At 64.6% G+C, this 15,241-nt stretch carries 14 protein-coding genes; 7 read left to right on the plus strand and 7 right to left on the minus strand.

Going from position 1 to position 15,241, the window contains the following annotated elements; all coding sequences use genetic code 11:
* Positions 1–320: 320 nt before the first annotated feature.
* A complete protein-coding gene (locus ABIB90_RS05895; RefSeq protein ID WP_354200427.1) occupies positions 321–2,486 on the plus strand; it encodes a malate synthase G in 2,166 nt (721 codons plus the stop codon).
* Between the two features lie 152 nt (positions 2,487–2,638).
* Here ABIB90_RS05895 and ABIB90_RS05900 read toward each other — a convergent pair whose 3' ends face one another.
* Positions 2,639–2,794 carry a Thivi_2564 family membrane protein gene (locus tag ABIB90_RS05900; RefSeq protein WP_007599832.1) on the minus strand — a complete coding sequence of 52 codons (156 nt, stop codon included), beginning with the start codon at positions 2,792–2,794 and terminating at the stop codon, positions 2,639–2,641.
* Positions 2,795–3,068: 274 nt separating this feature from the next.
* Here ABIB90_RS05900 and ABIB90_RS05905 point away from each other — a divergent pair, with 274 nt between their 5' ends.
* Positions 3,069–5,162, plus strand: coding sequence for a methyl-accepting chemotaxis protein (locus ABIB90_RS05905; protein ID WP_219682894.1), 2,094 nt, complete (start codon positions 3,069–3,071; stop codon positions 5,160–5,162).
* A gap of 167 nt (positions 5,163–5,329) precedes the next feature.
* On the opposite strand, the gene ABIB90_RS05910 is transcribed toward ABIB90_RS05905, so the two are convergent.
* Both ABIB90_RS05910 and ABIB90_RS05915 read right to left on the minus strand, forming a co-directional pair.
* A complete protein-coding gene (locus tag ABIB90_RS05910; RefSeq protein WP_219682895.1) occupies positions 5,330–5,983 on the minus strand; it encodes a DUF2865 domain-containing protein in 654 nt (217 codons plus the stop codon).
* Between the two features lie 17 nt (positions 5,984–6,000).
* Positions 6,001–6,831 (minus strand): L,D-transpeptidase, encoded by an 831-nt coding sequence (locus ABIB90_RS05915; protein ID WP_354200428.1) that lies wholly within the window; start codon positions 6,829–6,831, stop codon positions 6,001–6,003.
* A 208-nt stretch (positions 6,832–7,039) separates the two neighbouring features.
* Between ABIB90_RS05915 and ABIB90_RS05920 the strand changes: the two genes are divergently transcribed.
* From ABIB90_RS05920 to ABIB90_RS05940, 5 genes are all read left to right on the plus strand, one after another.
* A complete protein-coding gene (locus ABIB90_RS05920; RefSeq protein ID WP_354200429.1) occupies positions 7,040–8,152 on the plus strand; it encodes an AI-2E family transporter in 1,113 nt (370 codons plus the stop codon).
* Positions 8,153–8,230: 78 nt separating this feature from the next.
* Complete coding sequence (locus ABIB90_RS05925; RefSeq protein WP_007599824.1) at positions 8,231–8,602, plus strand: ElaB/YgaM/YqjD family protein; 372 nt, start codon at positions 8,231–8,233, stop codon at positions 8,600–8,602.
* Positions 8,603–8,678: 76 nt separating this feature from the next.
* Complete coding sequence (locus ABIB90_RS05930; protein WP_007599822.1) at positions 8,679–9,134, plus strand: hypothetical protein; 456 nt, start codon at positions 8,679–8,681, stop codon at positions 9,132–9,134.
* 179 nt (positions 9,135–9,313) lie between these two features.
* Positions 9,314–10,456, plus strand: coding sequence for an OpgC domain-containing protein (locus ABIB90_RS05935; RefSeq protein WP_219682898.1), 1,143 nt, complete (start codon positions 9,314–9,316; stop codon positions 10,454–10,456).
* Positions 10,457–10,543: 87 nt separating this feature from the next.
* Positions 10,544–11,152: a TetR/AcrR family transcriptional regulator gene (locus ABIB90_RS05940; RefSeq protein WP_198288318.1), complete on the plus strand. Its 609-nt coding sequence runs from the start codon at positions 10,544–10,546 to the stop codon at positions 11,150–11,152.
* On the opposite strand, the gene ABIB90_RS05945 is transcribed toward ABIB90_RS05940, so the two are convergent.
* The 4 genes from ABIB90_RS05945 to ureE all read right to left on the minus strand — a co-directional run bounded on the left by ABIB90_RS05945 (position 11,149) and on the right by ureE (position 15,235).
* Entirely contained in the window at positions 11,149–12,816 is a 1,668-nt protein-coding gene (locus ABIB90_RS05945) for a CHASE domain-containing protein (protein WP_219682899.1), read from the minus strand. The two genes, ABIB90_RS05940 and ABIB90_RS05945, sit on opposite strands and share 4 nt — an antisense overlap.
* A gap of 297 nt (positions 12,817–13,113) precedes the next feature.
* A complete protein-coding gene (ureG, locus tag ABIB90_RS05950; protein WP_007599817.1) occupies positions 13,114–13,737 on the minus strand; it encodes an urease accessory protein UreG in 624 nt (207 codons plus the stop codon).
* A 159-nt stretch (positions 13,738–13,896) separates the two neighbouring features.
* The gene (locus ABIB90_RS05955) at positions 13,897–14,625 is read right to left on the minus strand and encodes an urease accessory protein UreF (protein WP_354200647.1); all 729 of its coding nucleotides are present in this window, start codon (positions 14,623–14,625) and stop codon (positions 13,897–13,899) included.
* A complete protein-coding gene (gene ureE / locus ABIB90_RS05960; RefSeq protein WP_354200430.1) occupies positions 14,606–15,235 on the minus strand; it encodes an urease accessory protein UreE in 630 nt (209 codons plus the stop codon). The genes ABIB90_RS05955 and ureE overlap by 20 nt, the downstream gene beginning before the upstream one ends.
* Between the last annotated feature and the right edge of the window lie 6 nt (positions 15,236–15,241).

Raw genomic sequence — 15,241 nt, forward strand, 5'->3', positions numbered from 1 at the left:
CATACCGCGTGATTTATCGGTTGGGACGGCAGCAGTACCGGGACGAGTCTTCGCCTAACTCCTCCCTGGGGTAATGGGTCCTGGCTTTCGCCAGGACGACGCCGGGGAGAGATCGCGCCGAATGCTTCAGCAGCGGGCATCAAGGGCACGGCGCGTCCGCGCTCCCCACCTCGTCTTGACATTTTGACAACTTTTGGGGGCCTTCTCACGGCCCCGATTTTGGGGCTAATAAGACCCCGAAAGCCGCTCCTTGGAGCGCATTTTGCTGCTGTCGGGTCAAAAGCAGCCAAAAACAGCCATTTCCAACAAGAAAGCCCATCATGAAACGCGTCGACGCCCACGGATTGAAGATCGCTCCCGTCCTGTTCGATTTCATCGCCAAGGAAGCGGCCCCGAAGACGGGGATCGCGCCGGATGCGTTCTGGGCCGGGCTCGCCGCCATCATCAAGGAGTTGGGGCCGAAGAACCGCACGCTGCTCGCGGTGCGCGACACGTTGCAGGCCAAGATCGACGACTGGCACCGCGCCAACAAGGGCAAGGCGTTCGACCTCAACGCCTATACGGCCTTCCTGAAGGAGATCGGCTATCTCGTCCCGGAGCCGGCGACGCAGAAGGTCGAGACCGAAAATGTGGACGAAGAGATCGGCAAGATCTGCGGCCCGCAGCTCGTCGTGCCCCTGACCAACGCACGCTACGCGCTGAACGCGGCGAATGCGCGCTGGGGCTCGCTCTATGACGCCTTCTACGGCACCGACGCGATCCCGCACGATTCATCCGAGAGCGGCAAGGGTTACAACAAGGCGCGCGGCGACAAGGTGATCGCCAAGGCCAAGGCCTTCCTCGATGCCGCCGTGCCGCTGGCGACCGGCAGTCACACCGACGTCACCGCCTATAGCGTGGTCGCGGGCCAGCTCGCGGTGAAGCTGAAGAGCGGCAACGCCACCGCGCTGAAGAACGCCGCGCAATTCGCGGGCTTCCAGGGCGACGCAGCCGCACCGAGCGCGGTGCTGCTCGCCAACAACGGCCTGCATGTCGAGGTGAAAATCGACCGCACCAGCGCGATCGGCAAGGACGATCCGGCCGGCGTCGCGGACATGGTCATGGAGTCCGCGGTCTCCACGATTCTCGACATGGAAGACTCGGTCGCTGCGGTCGATGCCGAGGACAAGGTGCTGGTCTACCGCAACACGCTCGGCCTGATGAACGGCACGCTGTCGGCCGATTTCGAGAAGGGCGGCAAGACGCTGACGCGCTCGCTCAATGCCGACCGCAGCTACAAGACGCCTGACGGCAAGGGCGAGGTCAAGCTGCACGGCCGCAGCCTGCTCTTGATGCGCAATTGCGGTCACCACATGTTCACCGACGCGGTGCTGGACGAAAAGGGCGAGGAGATTCCGGAAGGCCTGCTCGACGCTGCCGTCTCCGGGCTTCTTGCTGTCCATGACTTGAAAGGCAACTCCAAGGTCAAGAACAGCCGCACGGGATCTGCCTATATCGTCAAGCCGAAGATGCACGGTCCCGACGAGGTGTCGCTGACCTGCGAGATCTTCGACCGCGTCGAGAAGATGCTGTCGCTGCCCGAGAACACGCTCAAGGTCGGCATCATGGATGAGGAGCGGCGCACCACCGTCAACCTCAAGGCCTGCATTCAGCGCGCCTCCAAGCGCATCATGTTCATCAACACCGGCTTCCTGGACCGAACCGGCGACGAGATCCACACCTCGATGGAGGCGGGTCCGATGATCCGCAAGAACGAGATGAAGGCGCAGCCCTGGATCAAGTCCTATGAGGACTGGAACGTCGATATGGGCCTGACCTGTGGCCTGCCCGGCCATGCCCAGATCGGCAAAGGCATGTGGGCCGCGCCGGACAAGATGGCGGACATGCTGGCGCAGAAGCTCGCCCATCCGCAGGCCGGTGCCACCACCGCCTGGGTGCCCTCGCCGACCGCCGCGACGCTGCACGCGCTGCACTACCACCAGGTCAACGTCACCGCGCGCCAGCAGGAGCTCGCCAAGGGCGGCCCACGCGCAAACCTTTCCGACATCCTCACCATCCCGGTGTCGAAGTCGAACTGGGCGCCCGACGACGTCAAGCAGGAGATCGACAACAACTGCCAGGGCATCCTCGGTTACGTCGTGCGCTGGATCGACCAGGGCGTCGGCTGCTCCAAGGTGCCTGACATCCACGACGTCGGCTTGATGGAGGATCGTGCCACCTTGCGCATTTCCAGCCAGCACCTCGCCAACTGGCTGCACCAGGGCGTCATCACCGAAGCCCAGGTAATGGAATCGCTCAAGCGCATGGCGGTCGTGGTCGACAAGCAGAACGCGGGCGATCCCATCTACAAGCCGATGGCGCCCGGCTTCGACGGCACAGCCTTCAAGGCGGCTAGCGACCTCATCTTCAAGGGGCGCGAGCAGCCGAATGGCTACACCGAATACATCCTCACCGCCCGCCGCCGCGAGGCCAAAGGGGCGGGATAGGCCCGAATAGGCGAGCACCAAAAGCCCCGGCTCACGCCGGGGCTTTTTTGTTGGCGCAGCAGCCCGGATGGAGTGGAGCGTAATCCGAAGCCGCTATCGATTGGGGCAAGACCCGGATTGCGCTGCGCTCCATCCGGGCTACGAAAGCGCGGCTAGAACACGGCCAGATATTTCAGTAGCGACACGATGCCGATGATGATGACGACCACGCGCGCGATCTGCTTGGCGCGGCCGTCCATCGGCAGCATGTTGATGAGATAAAGTACGAGAATGACGACGAGAAAGGTGACGAGTACGCCGACCAGCATCGCTAGGACCCCCCTTTAGGCAAAATTGCTGACCCTCTCCTAACGCGCAACTCCCGGCTTGGTTCCATCGACGCAACCCTCTGCAACTTCTAGTAAATACGTACTTCTACGATCAGCCGGCCGGCCTAAAACTTTACCCTTTTCCTTTGAGATGCGGAAACCGTTTGGGCCGTGAGCCGCAAACGGCATGCGATTGCCTCGTCTTACGGGCCCCTTTTTCTGTTGTTGCCGGGGCGACTTCACGAACTTTGTATTGGGAATTGGGGGGACTTCGATGCTGAATCGTCTGACCGTATCCGCGCTGCTGAAGGCGGTGATCGCGATCACGTCGGTCTGCGTGGTGATCGTGCTCTCCCTTACCGCCTACGAGTCCTGGGATCGCCTGAAGACCGCCAATCGCATCTCGCAGATCGCCGACACGTCCGCCGATCTGTTCAAGGCGATGCACAATCTGCGCACCGACCGCTCGACCACGGTCCGCCTGCTGAACGCGACCGAGCCGATGGACGGCGAAATCGAGAAATATCTGCGCGCCCTGCGCGATGCCCAAATGCCCGCCATGGCGCGCGCGCTCGCGCTGCTGCCGGCCATGGACTTTCCGCAATCGGGCACTCTGGTACCGGAGCTCGCGCGCCTCTATAAGCTGCTGATCGAGGAGCAGAAGCAGTTCTGGGAGGATGTCGCCAAGCCGAAGGACCAGCGCCGCGCCAGCCTGCCCAAGGAATACATGGAAACGACGCAGGGCCTGCTCGACACGCTCGACAAGCTCTCGAACACGTTGGCCGCCACCGTCAATCACCTGGACGCCGCGATCGACCAGTTGCTGTCGATCAAACAGAACGCCTGGCTGCTCCGCAACACAGCAGGCGAAGCTTCGCTGATCGTCTCGACCGGGCTGGCCGCCGGCAAGATCACGCCGGAGGGCCGCTACGCCTATACCCAACATGTCGGCGGCACGAGCGCGATGTGGAAGGCGCTGGAGTTGTCGACGGCCGGCATGCAGTTGCCGGCGGGGCTCGCCTCCGCGATGGCCTCCGCCAAGACCTCCTATTTCGAGCCGCAGTATCTGGCCTTGCGCGACCGTCTCGCGGACGCGCTGGTCAAGGGTGAGAAGCCCGAGATGACGGCGAACCAATGGAGCCCGCTCACGGTCGGCCGGATGGCGAGCGCGGTCGCAGTGGCAGAAGGTGCGCTCGATGCCGCCAAGATCCACACGCAGGAGCAGCGCGGCGCCGCAGAGCGCGCACTGATCGTGCAGCTTACGCTGCTGGCGCTCGCCGTGGGGCTTGCCGTCGGCGCGATCATGCTGGTCAGCCGCCGCGTCATCACTCCGCTCAACACCATCCGCGACGCCATGCTGAAGGTCGCCGGCGGCGACCTTGCCGTCGACAGCGGCTATCTCGATCGCAACGACGAGATCGGCGCGCTTGCCGGCGCGCTGGAGACCTTCAAGCAGCAGGCCAACGAGAAGCTCACGATCGAGGCGCAGGAGCGCGAACGCAATGCGGGCGCCTCCGCGCGCCAGCGCGCCGTCGAGACCTATGTCGGCGAGTTCGAGGGCGCGGTGCGCAAGACGCTCGGCGAGTTGAGCGAAGCCTCCGGCGAGATGCGCAAGACCTCGGGCGATCTCTCCGCGGTGTCGCGGCAGACCAACGACCGCGTTCAGGTCGCGGGCAAGGCCTCCAACGACGCCTCCATGAGCGTCGACAGCGTCGCCGCCGCAGCGGAAGAGCTCAGCGCCTCGATCAACGACATCAGCCAGCAGGCCGCGCATGCCGCGGGTATCGCCAGCCGCGCCGTGACCCAGGCCCGCGAGACCGACGGCACGGTGCAGGGACTTCAGAAGTCGGCCGGTCGCATCGGCGAGGTCGTGGGCCTGATCAACACCATTGCGCAGCAGACCAATTTGCTCGCGCTCAACGCCACGATCGAGGCCGCCCGCGCCGGAGAAGCCGGGCGTGGCTTTGCCGTGGTCGCCTCCGAGGTGAAGTCGCTGGCGAGCCAGACAGCCAAGGCGACCGAGGAGATCTCCGAGCAGATCGCCGACATCCAGAAGGTCGCGGGCGACGCCATCAGCGCGATCCAGACCATCGGTGGCATCATCGGCGAAGTGAACGAGGTCGCGACCGCAATCGCTGCCGCCGTGCAGGAGCAGGGTGCGGCCACGCAAGAGATCACCCGCAGCACTCAGTTTGCGGCGCAGGGCACCAAGAACGTCTCGGACAACATCACCGGCGTCAAATCCGATGCTGACGCTGCTGCCGCCGCCGCCGACAACGTGAAGCATGCCTCCGAGATGCTGGAGAGCCAGAGCCGCCAGCTCGGCCATGAGGTCAGCGACTTCCTCGGCAAGATACGCGCAGCGTAGCGTGGGTATATGGGAACGACGAGCCACACATGCCGGTGTCGTCCTGGCGAAAGCCAGGACCCATAGCCACCCCACTCTGCAAGGGGCAGGCTGGTGGTCAGCGGTGTGGGGGCAACACCGGCATTTGGGGTAATGGGTCCTGGCTTTCGCCAGGACGACCTTGAGGGCTACTCCTTCGCCACCACCGGCACTTGGCGGAATCTTGCGCGCACCGAATCCGGCAGCGGGGAGAAATTCATCGCGACACCGCGGCGGTCGTTGGCATTGCGGCTGGCGACCACCAGGCCGTCGGCGCCCGCGACGATGTCACCCTTGCGCAAGGTGGGATCGTCGTCGACCTTGACCTGAGCGAGCCCGACCGGATCCTTGCCGTTGCAGGTGCAGCCTGAGACAATCTCATTGCGATAGCGGAACGCGTTAGGCAGGTCGGAATAGGATTTCCCCTTCTCCGTCGTCGCGTCGTCGATGTTGCCGCCATAGACCAGCGAAGTCTCCGAGGCCGGGCAGAAGCTCTTGCAGGATTGCGCCTTGCTCTCGGAATCGTTTCCCTGCGCCGGGAAATAACGTCCGTCGCAGCCGCGCACGCAATAGGCCGTGCCGCCGCCATAGGACGCCCGCTGACGCGGCGTGTCGTAGCGTGGCGTGTCATCGGTCTGGAACGGCATGCGAATCTCGGGCGCCGGTCGCCCGCGGAAGCCGCCGAACAGCGCCGAGAAAAAGTCCTCCGCATGGGCCGATGGCGTGAGCGCGAGGCCGACGGAGGCAACGGCGACGAACGCCACCGCGCCACCGGCGAGTTTGCCGATCGAACGTCTCTTCATGTGACCTCACACGATCCTTAGTTCACGGCCGAATTCGAAACGTTCAGCGCCTGCCGGCCCGAGGGCAGCGCCGTCACGGCCGGGCGCTTGCGCACGGAATCGCTACCTTTCGCCATCAGCGGCGCGTTCTTCGGCAGCACGACGACCTTGGCGCCGACATTGACGCGGCCGAACAGGTCGGTGACGTCCTCATTGGTCATGCGGATGCAGCCGGACGAGACGAACTTACCGATCGTGGTGGGATCGTTGGTGCCATGGATGCGGTATTCGCTCGACCCGAGATACATCGCACGCGCGCCGAGCGGATTGCCGGGGCCGCCAGCGACGAAGCGAGGCAGATAAGGTTGTCGCGCAATCATCTCAGCCGGCGGATGCCAGTCCGGCCATTCCGCCTTGCGGCTGACGCTCTGCACACCCGACCAGGTAAAACCCTCGCGCCCGACGCCGACGCCATAACGGATGGCGCGGCCCTGGCCGAGCACGTAATAGAGATAAGTATTGTTGGTATCGATGACGATGGTACCGGCCGGCTCGCTGCGGTCGAAGCTGACAATCTGCCTGCGCAGGCGATCGGGCAGCGCGGCATCCTCGTCGGCGGCCTGGGCGTTCGGGCTTGCATAGCCCTGATTCGCATAGCCTTGGTTCGCATAGCCTTGGTTTGCATACCCTTGGCTCGCATAACCCTGCGAATAGCCCTGGTCCTGCGGGTAGGGCTGATGCGGATAGGTGTAGCCCAGCGTCTGTGCGCTCGCGGCGCCGAACGGCACTGCCAGCAAAGCGGTTGCGAACGCGAATGCGGTGATGCGGCGCGGCGATAAGCGGCGTCGGACTGCAGAGAGCTTCGTCATGTGCTGCCCCGTTGGATGCCTGCATCAGGGTGATGCGCTGGTTCGATCAACGCGGTCGAACCGCTACAAGTTCCGCTGCGGGATGCAGCAGCGACGTCACAGTCAAGCGAGCCCTTCTTCACGAAGCCGCGATGGAACCCGCAGGGCGCTTGGACGTTCTCCCTGATCATAGGCGCGAGGACCGAAGACTCCGTGCCGGAGAGGTATTGTGCGCGTCCTTCCCAGTGAACGTATGATTCCCGGCAACGGCGAAGGCACTCCGCTTCCCGAGAGCCACGGCGAACTCCCCCCGGTGATCCGCCGCACAGAGCTCGTCGCCTTCTCGCTCGCCGGGCTGCTCCTCATCGCAATCGTCGCGGTACTCTATGTCGGTAAGGCGTTCTTCCTGCCTGTCGTGATGGCGTTCGTCACCGGCACGATGCTCTCGCCGGCAGCGACCTTTCTGGAGAACCGGAAAGTGCCGCGCGGGCTTGCCGCCGTCTTGATCGTGTTCGCGGTGACCGCCGTGGTCGGCTTCATCGTCGCGCTGATCGCCTCGCCGGCGATGGAATGGAGCTCGCGCCTGCCCGAACTCGGCACCCAGCTGAAAGACAAGGTCCACGTGTTCGACCGGCCGCTGGCGCTGTGGCGAGAGCTGCAGACGATGCTCGGCGGCTCGGAGGGATTGCCGAGCTTCCAGATGCCGAAATTCGATTGGGTGCAGCCGACGATCGAATTCCTGTCACCGACCTTTACCGAATTCCTGCTGTTCTTCGTCACGCTGATCCTGTTCATCGCCAGCTGGCGGGACCTGCGACGGGCGATGATCATGACCTTCAGCGATCATGAGGCACGGCTGCGCACGCTTCGCATCCTCAACGAGATCGAGGTCCATCTCGGCAACTATCTCTTGACCGTGACTCTCATCAATGTCGGCGTCGGCGTCGCCGCCGGCATCGTCTGCGCGCTCACCGGAATGCCCAATCCGGCTGGCCTCGGCGCGCTCGCGGCCACCCTCAATTTCATTCCGATCATCGGACCGGTGGCCATGTTCGCCATTCTGGTCGTGGTGGGACTGGTCACCTTCCCAACCGTCAGCGGCGGCCTGATGGCGGCGCTCGCCTTTGGCGGCATCACCTTCCTGGAGGGACATTTCGTCACGCCGACCATCATTGGCCGGCGGCTGGCGCTCAATGCGCTCGCGGTGCTGCTGGCGCTGGCGTTCTGGACCTGGCTGTGGGGCCCGATGGGCGCGTTCCTGTCGTCGCCGCTGCTGATCGTCGCCCTGATCCTGAAGGAGCATCTGTCGCCGCAGGATTCGCCGCAGCTCCCGCAGGACTGACCGGTTTCCGTGAACGGAACTTACCCGACGACGAAACGTTTCCCGGCTGTCTCAACCGTCAACAGCTCGGAGCCCCCGATGTCCACCACCAATGCCGAAGCCGGGATGAGAGACTGGACCGACAAAGCCACCCGAGAACGCCTCGAGAAGGATGTAGCAGCCGTGAAAAGCGATATCGCCGCCCTCACCGATCAGATCACCGACGCGCTCAATACTTTTGCCAACTCCTCCGGCAAGCAGGCCCGCCGCGGCTATCGCCAAGCGCGCGAAAACGTGGATTCCGCGATCGACGACATGTCGGAGCGCGGCAGCGCGATGATGGGCGCGGCACAGGAGGCCTACGGCTCGATCGAGGAGACGCTGGAGGACGCGATCAGCCAGCGGCCGCTCGCGACCGTCGGGCTCGCGCTCGGCATCGGCTTTCTGATCGGCGCGGCCTGGCGCCGCTGAGGTCGCGAATGGGTATCGAGACGGTGGCGCAGCGGCGCCGCCGGCGCCGGCTTGTGGGGATCTGAGGAGCAAGACCATGTTTCAGCGCATCATCGACGGGATCAGCGCATCCACCGGCAGCGCTGTGCGGCTGACCTCGTTGGCGGCAGGCGCGGCGTTCGCGCTCTTCATCACCACCTGCTTCCTGTGCGCAGCGGCGTTCATCTCGGTGCTCGAGAAATATGGTCCGGTGCAGGCCTGCCTTGCCGGTGCAGGCGTTTTCTTTCTCCTGACCCTGACCGCGGCGGTGAGCTATTGGGTCTACAAGCGGCAGCTGCGCAAGCAAGCTTATATCGCGGCCGAGCGCGCCACGAAGTCGGCGGCCTCGAGCATGCTCGCGGACCCCATGCTGCTCGCCACCGGACTCCAGATCGTTCGCGCCATCGGGATCAAGCGGCTGTTGCCGATCCTGGCGATCGGCGGTGTCGCCCTCGGAATCATGGCGAGCCGCGCCGGCGTACCCGACGAGGCCTCGGCCGAACCTGCCGAGTAGCAGCTAGCACGCCTTAGAAAGTTTCGTCCCAGGTCCCGTATACGCATCTATCGAATCGGCACCAGTGGCCCCGCGCCGATTTTGCGCCGTTGCCTGCGCCATCACGCAAACGCTACTCGGATAGGCAGGCGGTTGCCGGTAAAAGCAGCGCCCCTGATTCCAAAAAGCCATTTTTTTCGATGAAACCGTCCGTCCAGGCGAACCTCGCCGCATTCCATCACGACCCTCGTCTCTATTTGACGCTCGGCATCGCCAACTGGTCGGTTTTCGTCGACCACATCCCGAACAACGTCGTCAATTTGCTGACGCTGCGCAACTTCGGCTTCAGCGGCGCCGCAGACTTGTTCGTGTTCGTGGTGGGCTATGGCGTCGCGATCATTCACGGCAGGATAGCACTGGAGCGCGGCTACGTCGTCGCGGCGACGCGCATCTTTCGCCGCGTCTGGCGGCTGTATGCCGCTTATGTCGTGCTGTTCGTGATCTATATCGACACCATCGCCTACGTCGCCTCGCAATCGAAGGCGCCCGAGATCATCCACGAATACAACATATCGGGAATTCTCGAGCACCCGCTGCGCATCCTGGTGCGTGGCCTCGTGCTCCAGGAGGAGCCGCTGAATCTCGACCTGTTACAGCTTATGATCCCGCTGATGGCCTTCTTTCCGTTCGCGCTGTGGGGCCTGTTGCGGCGTCCGAACCTGATGCTTGCGGCATCGGTCGCGCTGTACGTTGCGGCGCGCTGGTTCGACTGGAATTTCCGGGTCTATCCGGACCAGGATTGGACCTTCAACCCGTTCTGCTGGCAGATGCTGATGGTGCTGGGCGGCTGGTTCGCCGTGACCGGTGCGTCGGGCCGCGCGCTGCATGGCCTGTCCTGGCTGCGCGTGCTTGCGGGCGCCTATCTCGTATTCGCAATGGCGATCACGCTGATGCGCCACTCGCCCGCGCTTGCCGCCTACTTGCCGAACATCGTGCTCGACAATATCACGCCGACCGACAAGGAAAACCTCGCACCCTATCGCGTGGTCCACTTCCTCGCACTCGCTTTCCTCGCGACATATCTCGTCCCGGCCGATCATCCCGCCCTGCAATGGAGACCGTTACGGGCGGTCATCAGATGCGGCGAGGAATGGCTCGCGGTGTTCTGCGTCGGCGTGTTCCTGTCCCTCGCCGGCCATCTCGTCCTGATCACCGGCGCCAATCTGGTGGTGATGCAGATCGCCGTGAGTCTGGCCGGCTTCGCGGCGATGGCCGCGGTCGCATATTACATCGGCTGGTCGAAGCGGCAGGACCTGCCCGCGGCCTTGCGGCAGCAGACCTAACTCGACACCTTCCGATTCCGCTAGGCCGGCCGTCACGGCTGGGCTATGCGGAGCGGCAGCGGATTGCGCGAGGAGGCCGGCGTGGTGATGGCGAATGGCGGGAGTGAGGGAGCCGACAGCGCGCCCCGGCGCGGCCGGCCGAGGTCGATCGAGACCACCAACGCCATTCTCCAAAGCGCCTATGCGCTGATGGCCACCACCGGCCTTGCCGCCACCACCATCGACGCAATCGCGCGCCACTCCAGCGTCTCCAAGATGACGATCTACAAATGGTGGCCGTCCCGCGAAGCCTTGCTGATCGACGCCTTCCTTCACCATGCCGCGCAGATGCTACCGCTGCCGCCTGCAAGCTCGGGCAGCCCCGCCGCGCGCGCACGCCGCCATGCCGCGGCCTACGCCGAAGCGCTCCAGGGCGAGTTCGGCAAGGTCCAGCTCGCCGTCATCTCCGAATGCATCTCCAAGACCGGCTCGGCGGAGCTGTTCTACGCCCGCTACCTGCAATTCCGCCGCGACGCACTGATCGAGATGATCGCCGCAGGCCAGAACGACGGCAGCATTCTGGCGGAAGCGCCGCCCCAGGATCTCTACGACGCGATTTATGGCAGCCTGTTCTACCGCTACGTCTTCGGCATCGCGCCGATCACGCCGGCCTACGCGCGGACTCTGGTTGACCTCGTGCTGCGCCCGAAGAGTTAGGGCGTTTTCCGCGCCGGCCGGATCGGTGCTGACAGCTTGTCGGTGCGGTCGCGCTCGGTCATGTCCTCGACCGTCTCCATCGGCGCGGTCAGCTCGTAGACATAGGAGACGTCGGTGAAATAGCGCTTGGCGGTGCCGCCGAGCGCCTCGGGCGCGACGCGGTCCAGCAGGATCAGGCCGAAATCGGAATCGGGGCGGCGCGTCGCTTCGCTGGTGTTGAACTCCTCCCAGCGGAAATAGAAGACCTCGCCGGCCCCCTCGTTCGTCACCGTCCAATTGGCCGTGATGTGCGGATGCTTGCCGACCAGCGACAGGCCCTCGTCGGAGTGCGAGGCGAGCTCGAAGAACAGCAGCGACAGGCTCTGCGCTGCACGCGCGCTGACTGCGATATCAGGACCGGTGACGGCGATTCGGTCGGCATGCGGGATGGCGCGCGCCTCGAACAGGCCCTTCAGCTTGACCCCCTGCCACTGGCTCTCGCTGAGCAGTGAGACGACGTTGGACATGGCGTGGATGCGGCCGATCAGGAGCTCGCGCGCGACATCGATGTCCGAGCCATGGCGCAGCGTGCGGGTCACGATCGACTGGATCACTGCCAGGATGTTTTTGACCCGGTGGTTGAGCTCGTCGATGACAGCAGTCAACCGGCGCTCGAAGCCGATTCTGACCTGGATTTCCCGGCTGAGCCGCAAATTGTTGTAGGCGACATAGCCGAACAGGCCGCACACCATCGCGGTGATCGCAAAGCCGATCGCCGCCACGATGATCGCAGTCTGCTCGGCGCGGCGCGCCGAATTGGTCTTGGCGTAATAGCCGAGCTGCCAGTCGCGACCACCGAAGCTCACCGTGCGCGTCGCCGACGGCGCCGGCCCCTCAGCCGCTGTCGTTCGGGCCGAGACCACGCCTTGATCGTTGGCGACGAGTTCGCCCCCCTCCCGGCGCGGATCCTTCAGTGCGACCGCGAACAACGACATGTCGTCGTTGGTCAGCATCAGGGAAGAGAGCTCGTAGGAAAATGTGATGAAGCCCGCCGGCTCCGTCGCGCCCTCGGGGATGACGGGAGCGGCCACAATGATGCCGATCGGCCCGCCGCTGCGCAGGAGGGCAACCGGTTCTGAGGCAACCGATCTCTTCTCCACTCTGGCGCGCGCCAGCATGGCGCTGCGCACCTGATCCTGGTCGTAGCTGCGGCCGGGCAGCCCCTTGGTCTCGTTGCTGCGCGGCTCGAGATCCATCAGCACGTCGATCGGCTGGGTGACACCTGCGGGATCGATCGGCTTGTCGTCATAGGTGCGGATTCGCGGATTGGGGAAGCCGGCGCTCGCGATGGCGGCCTGTGCTGCGGCAAGTTCGTTCGGCTTCAGGCGGGCGACCCAGCCCGCCACCACGAAATCGGTCTTGAAGGCGTAGATGGCCGAGCGCAGCGGCTCGAGCATGTTTGGCTTGAGCACCGACGGCGCCCGGAACAGGCCGGAGGCAACCCGCGCGAGCAGTTCGCGCTCGGTGAGCCGGTCCTGGACGAGGCTCGCATGGACGTCGATCGCGCGCGCCAGCGCGATCCGGTCCAGCGCCAGCTCCTGGTCGTGGACGCGATAGGCCGCAAGCCCGGAGAGCAGGGCTCCGAGAAGAGCAATGAAGCCGATGATGAAACCCAGCCGGACCACGCGACTACTCAGGCGAAAGCAGGAGGTCGGCAATAAACACGGAGCATATGGACGCCGCTCGAACGGGCACGTGCCGAAACAGGGTGGACCCCAATGGCCGGGATAATGAAGGAGGAGACATCGGTACGCAACTTGGTCGCCTGAGAAGCTTAAATCGGCCCGCCGCTGGTCCGGCCGGGACGGATTTGCTCCGGGCACCGGAGGTAATCAATTGCCGTGACCGAAATTTGTTCCGTGGACACGGCTCTGCCCATGGCGTTAACGGGGGGAAACGCCTGCGTTAGGTGGTCGCGCCGGTCAGCCGGCCCGTTTCAAGCCGCCTTTGGCCTCAATGAAGCCGATGATGCGGTCCAGCCCCTGGCTCTTCTTCAGGTTGGTCATGACGAACGGCCGCTCGCCGCGCATGCGCCTGGCGTCCGTCTCCATCTTTTCCAGGGAGGCGCCGACATGGGGCGCCAGGTCGATCTTGTTGATGACAAGGAGGTCGGACCGGGTGATGCCGGGGCCGCCCTTGGACGGGATCTTGTCGCCGGCCGCCACGTCGATGACGTAAATGGTGAGATCGGCGAGCTCGGGGGAAAAGGTGGCAGCGAGGTTATCGCCGCCGGATTCGATCAGCACGAGATCGAGCCCGGGAAACTTGGCGCGCATATCCGCCACCGCGGCGAGATTCATCGAGGCGTCCTCGCGGATCGCGGTGTGCGGACAGCCGCCGGTCTCGACCCCGGCAATGCGATCCGGCGTCAGCGAACCCGAGCGCACGAGAAATTCCGCATCCCATTTGGTGTAGATGTCGTTGGTGATCGCCGCGATGTCGTAGCGCTCGCGCATGGTCTTGCAGAGCAGGTCCATCAGCGCGGTCTTGCCCGATCCGACCGGACCGCCGATGCCGACGCGCAAGGGACCGTGAGATGTAGGCATTGAGTCTTTCCTATCGTCGTCCTGGCGAAAGCCAGGACCCATTACCACTGAACCCGATTGTCACGGCACGCTGGAGCCGCATCTGTGCATAGCCACGCGCACTCGTGGTTATGGGTCCTGGCTTTCGCCAGGACGACGGCGGAGAGCAACTCACCCTGCTCATGACCGAAACAGCCGCGTATATTGCGTCTCGTGCCGCAGGCTGGCGAGGTCGGCGCGAAACGTCGCGCCGCCGACATCGTCCAACGTCGCATTCAGCGCACGATGTGCCGTCGTGGCAACCGCGGCTTCCAGCTTCACCAGCACGCGCTGGCTGTCGGTCTGGCCGAGCGGGATGAGCCGGCTGGCCGCGGAAATCCAGTTCGAGACCAACGCATGCAGGAAGGCGTGCAGCGTCGGTGCCAGCGGCACGCCGTGCATCGCGGCGACCACGCCAACGGCAACGGGATAGACCAGTGGCGTGCGGCATGCCGCAACCATGGCATCCAGCCCGTCGGCATCCCACGCTGCGCGGGCCATGTCGATGAAGGCACGGCCCTGCGATGTCGTCTCCAGTTGCCGCTCGCGCGACGGCACGAAGGCCGCGGCGAGCTCGGCGATATCGCTCAAGGTGTCGCCCTCGCCCGCTTCAGTGGCGCGATAGGCGTGGACCAGAAAAATCGCATCGCAGAAGCCCGAGCCATCGCGAAGCATCGCGTCGAGCCAGTCCGCCAGCGACGCGACGTCGGTGATGTCGCCGGCCTCGACCGCCCATTCGATGCCGCTGGAGTAGGAAAAGCCGCCGACGGGAAACGCGGGCGACAGCCAGGTCATCAGCCGGTACAGCGCCGCCGCCTCGCGCTCCGCGAGGTCGCGGGCCGCGACCGGCTCATTTGTGGTTATGAGCATGCTTGTGGCCGTGGTGATGATCGGGGTGATCGCAGTGCTCGTCGTGCTGGTGATCGTGACCGTCGCCATGTGCGGCATGATCATGATGGTGATCATGATGGTGATCATGATGGTGATCATGATGATCATCGTGGCCATGATCGTGATGCGCGTGGTCGTCGTGTCCATGCGCATGACCGGCATCGGCATAGGCGCCGCCCTCGGGATCGAACGGCGCCTCGATCTCGATCACGCGCGCACCGAGGCCCTTCACCATGGCTTCGATGACGTGGTCGCGGCGGATGCGCAGGCCCTTGGCCATGATCTGCGTCGGCAGATGGCGATTGCCGAGATGCCAGCCGACGCGAATAAGGTGGTGCGGATCGTGGCCGCGAATCTCGAGCAACGGCTCGGGCGCGGCGACCACCTCGACCAGTCGGCCGTCCTCCAACACCAGTGCATCGCCGCCGCGCAGGGCGACGGCATTCTCCAGGTCGAGCAGGAACTCGAGCCCCCGCGTTCCCGTCATCGCCATCCGGCGGCGGTGTCGATCGTCGAAATCGAGCACGACCGTATCCGCCGGCGCTTCCGCGAAGCGGTGTTGTCCCCTGACCTGCGTCGCCCGGATCATGCGCTT

It is taken from the genome of Bradyrhizobium sp. JR4.1, from assembly GCF_040548605.1.
Lineage (GTDB): Bacteria > Pseudomonadota > Alphaproteobacteria > Rhizobiales > Xanthobacteraceae > Bradyrhizobium > Bradyrhizobium canariense.

Excerpts from the sequence above, each read along its gene's own strand:
- ABIB90_RS05930 (WP_007599822.1), top strand. The coding sequence starts at position 8,679 with ATGTTTCAGCGCATCATCGACGGGATCAGCGCATCCACCGGCAGCGCT.
- ABIB90_RS05910 (WP_219682895.1), bottom strand. The coding sequence starts at position 5,983 with ATGAAGAGACGTTCGATCGGCAAACTCGCCGGTGGCGCGGTGGCGTTC.
- ABIB90_RS05940 (WP_198288318.1), top strand. The coding sequence starts at position 10,544 with ATGGCGAATGGCGGGAGTGAGGGAGCCGACAGCGCGCCCCGGCGCGGC.
- ABIB90_RS05900 (WP_007599832.1), bottom strand. The coding sequence starts at position 2,794 with ATGCTGGTCGGCGTACTCGTCACCTTTCTCGTCGTCATTCTCGTACTT.
- ureE (WP_354200430.1), bottom strand. The coding sequence starts at position 15,235 with ATGATCCGGGCGACGCAGGTCAGGGGACAACACCGCTTCGCGGAAGCG.
- ABIB90_RS05935 (WP_219682898.1), top strand. The coding sequence starts at position 9,314 with ATGAAACCGTCCGTCCAGGCGAACCTCGCCGCATTCCATCACGACCCT.
- ABIB90_RS05905 (WP_219682894.1), top strand. The coding sequence starts at position 3,069 with ATGCTGAATCGTCTGACCGTATCCGCGCTGCTGAAGGCGGTGATCGCG.
- ureG (WP_007599817.1), bottom strand. The coding sequence starts at position 13,737 with ATGCCTACATCTCACGGTCCCTTGCGCGTCGGCATCGGCGGTCCGGTC.
- ABIB90_RS05925 (WP_007599824.1), top strand. The coding sequence starts at position 8,231 with ATGTCCACCACCAATGCCGAAGCCGGGATGAGAGACTGGACCGACAAA.
- ABIB90_RS05915 (WP_354200428.1), bottom strand. The coding sequence starts at position 6,831 with ATGACGAAGCTCTCTGCAGTCCGACGCCGCTTATCGCCGCGCCGCATC.
- ABIB90_RS05955 (WP_354200647.1), bottom strand. The coding sequence starts at position 14,625 with ATGCTCATAACCACAAATGAGCCGGTCGCGGCCCGCGACCTCGCGGAG.
- ABIB90_RS05895 (WP_354200427.1), top strand. The coding sequence starts at position 321 with ATGAAACGCGTCGACGCCCACGGATTGAAGATCGCTCCCGTCCTGTTC.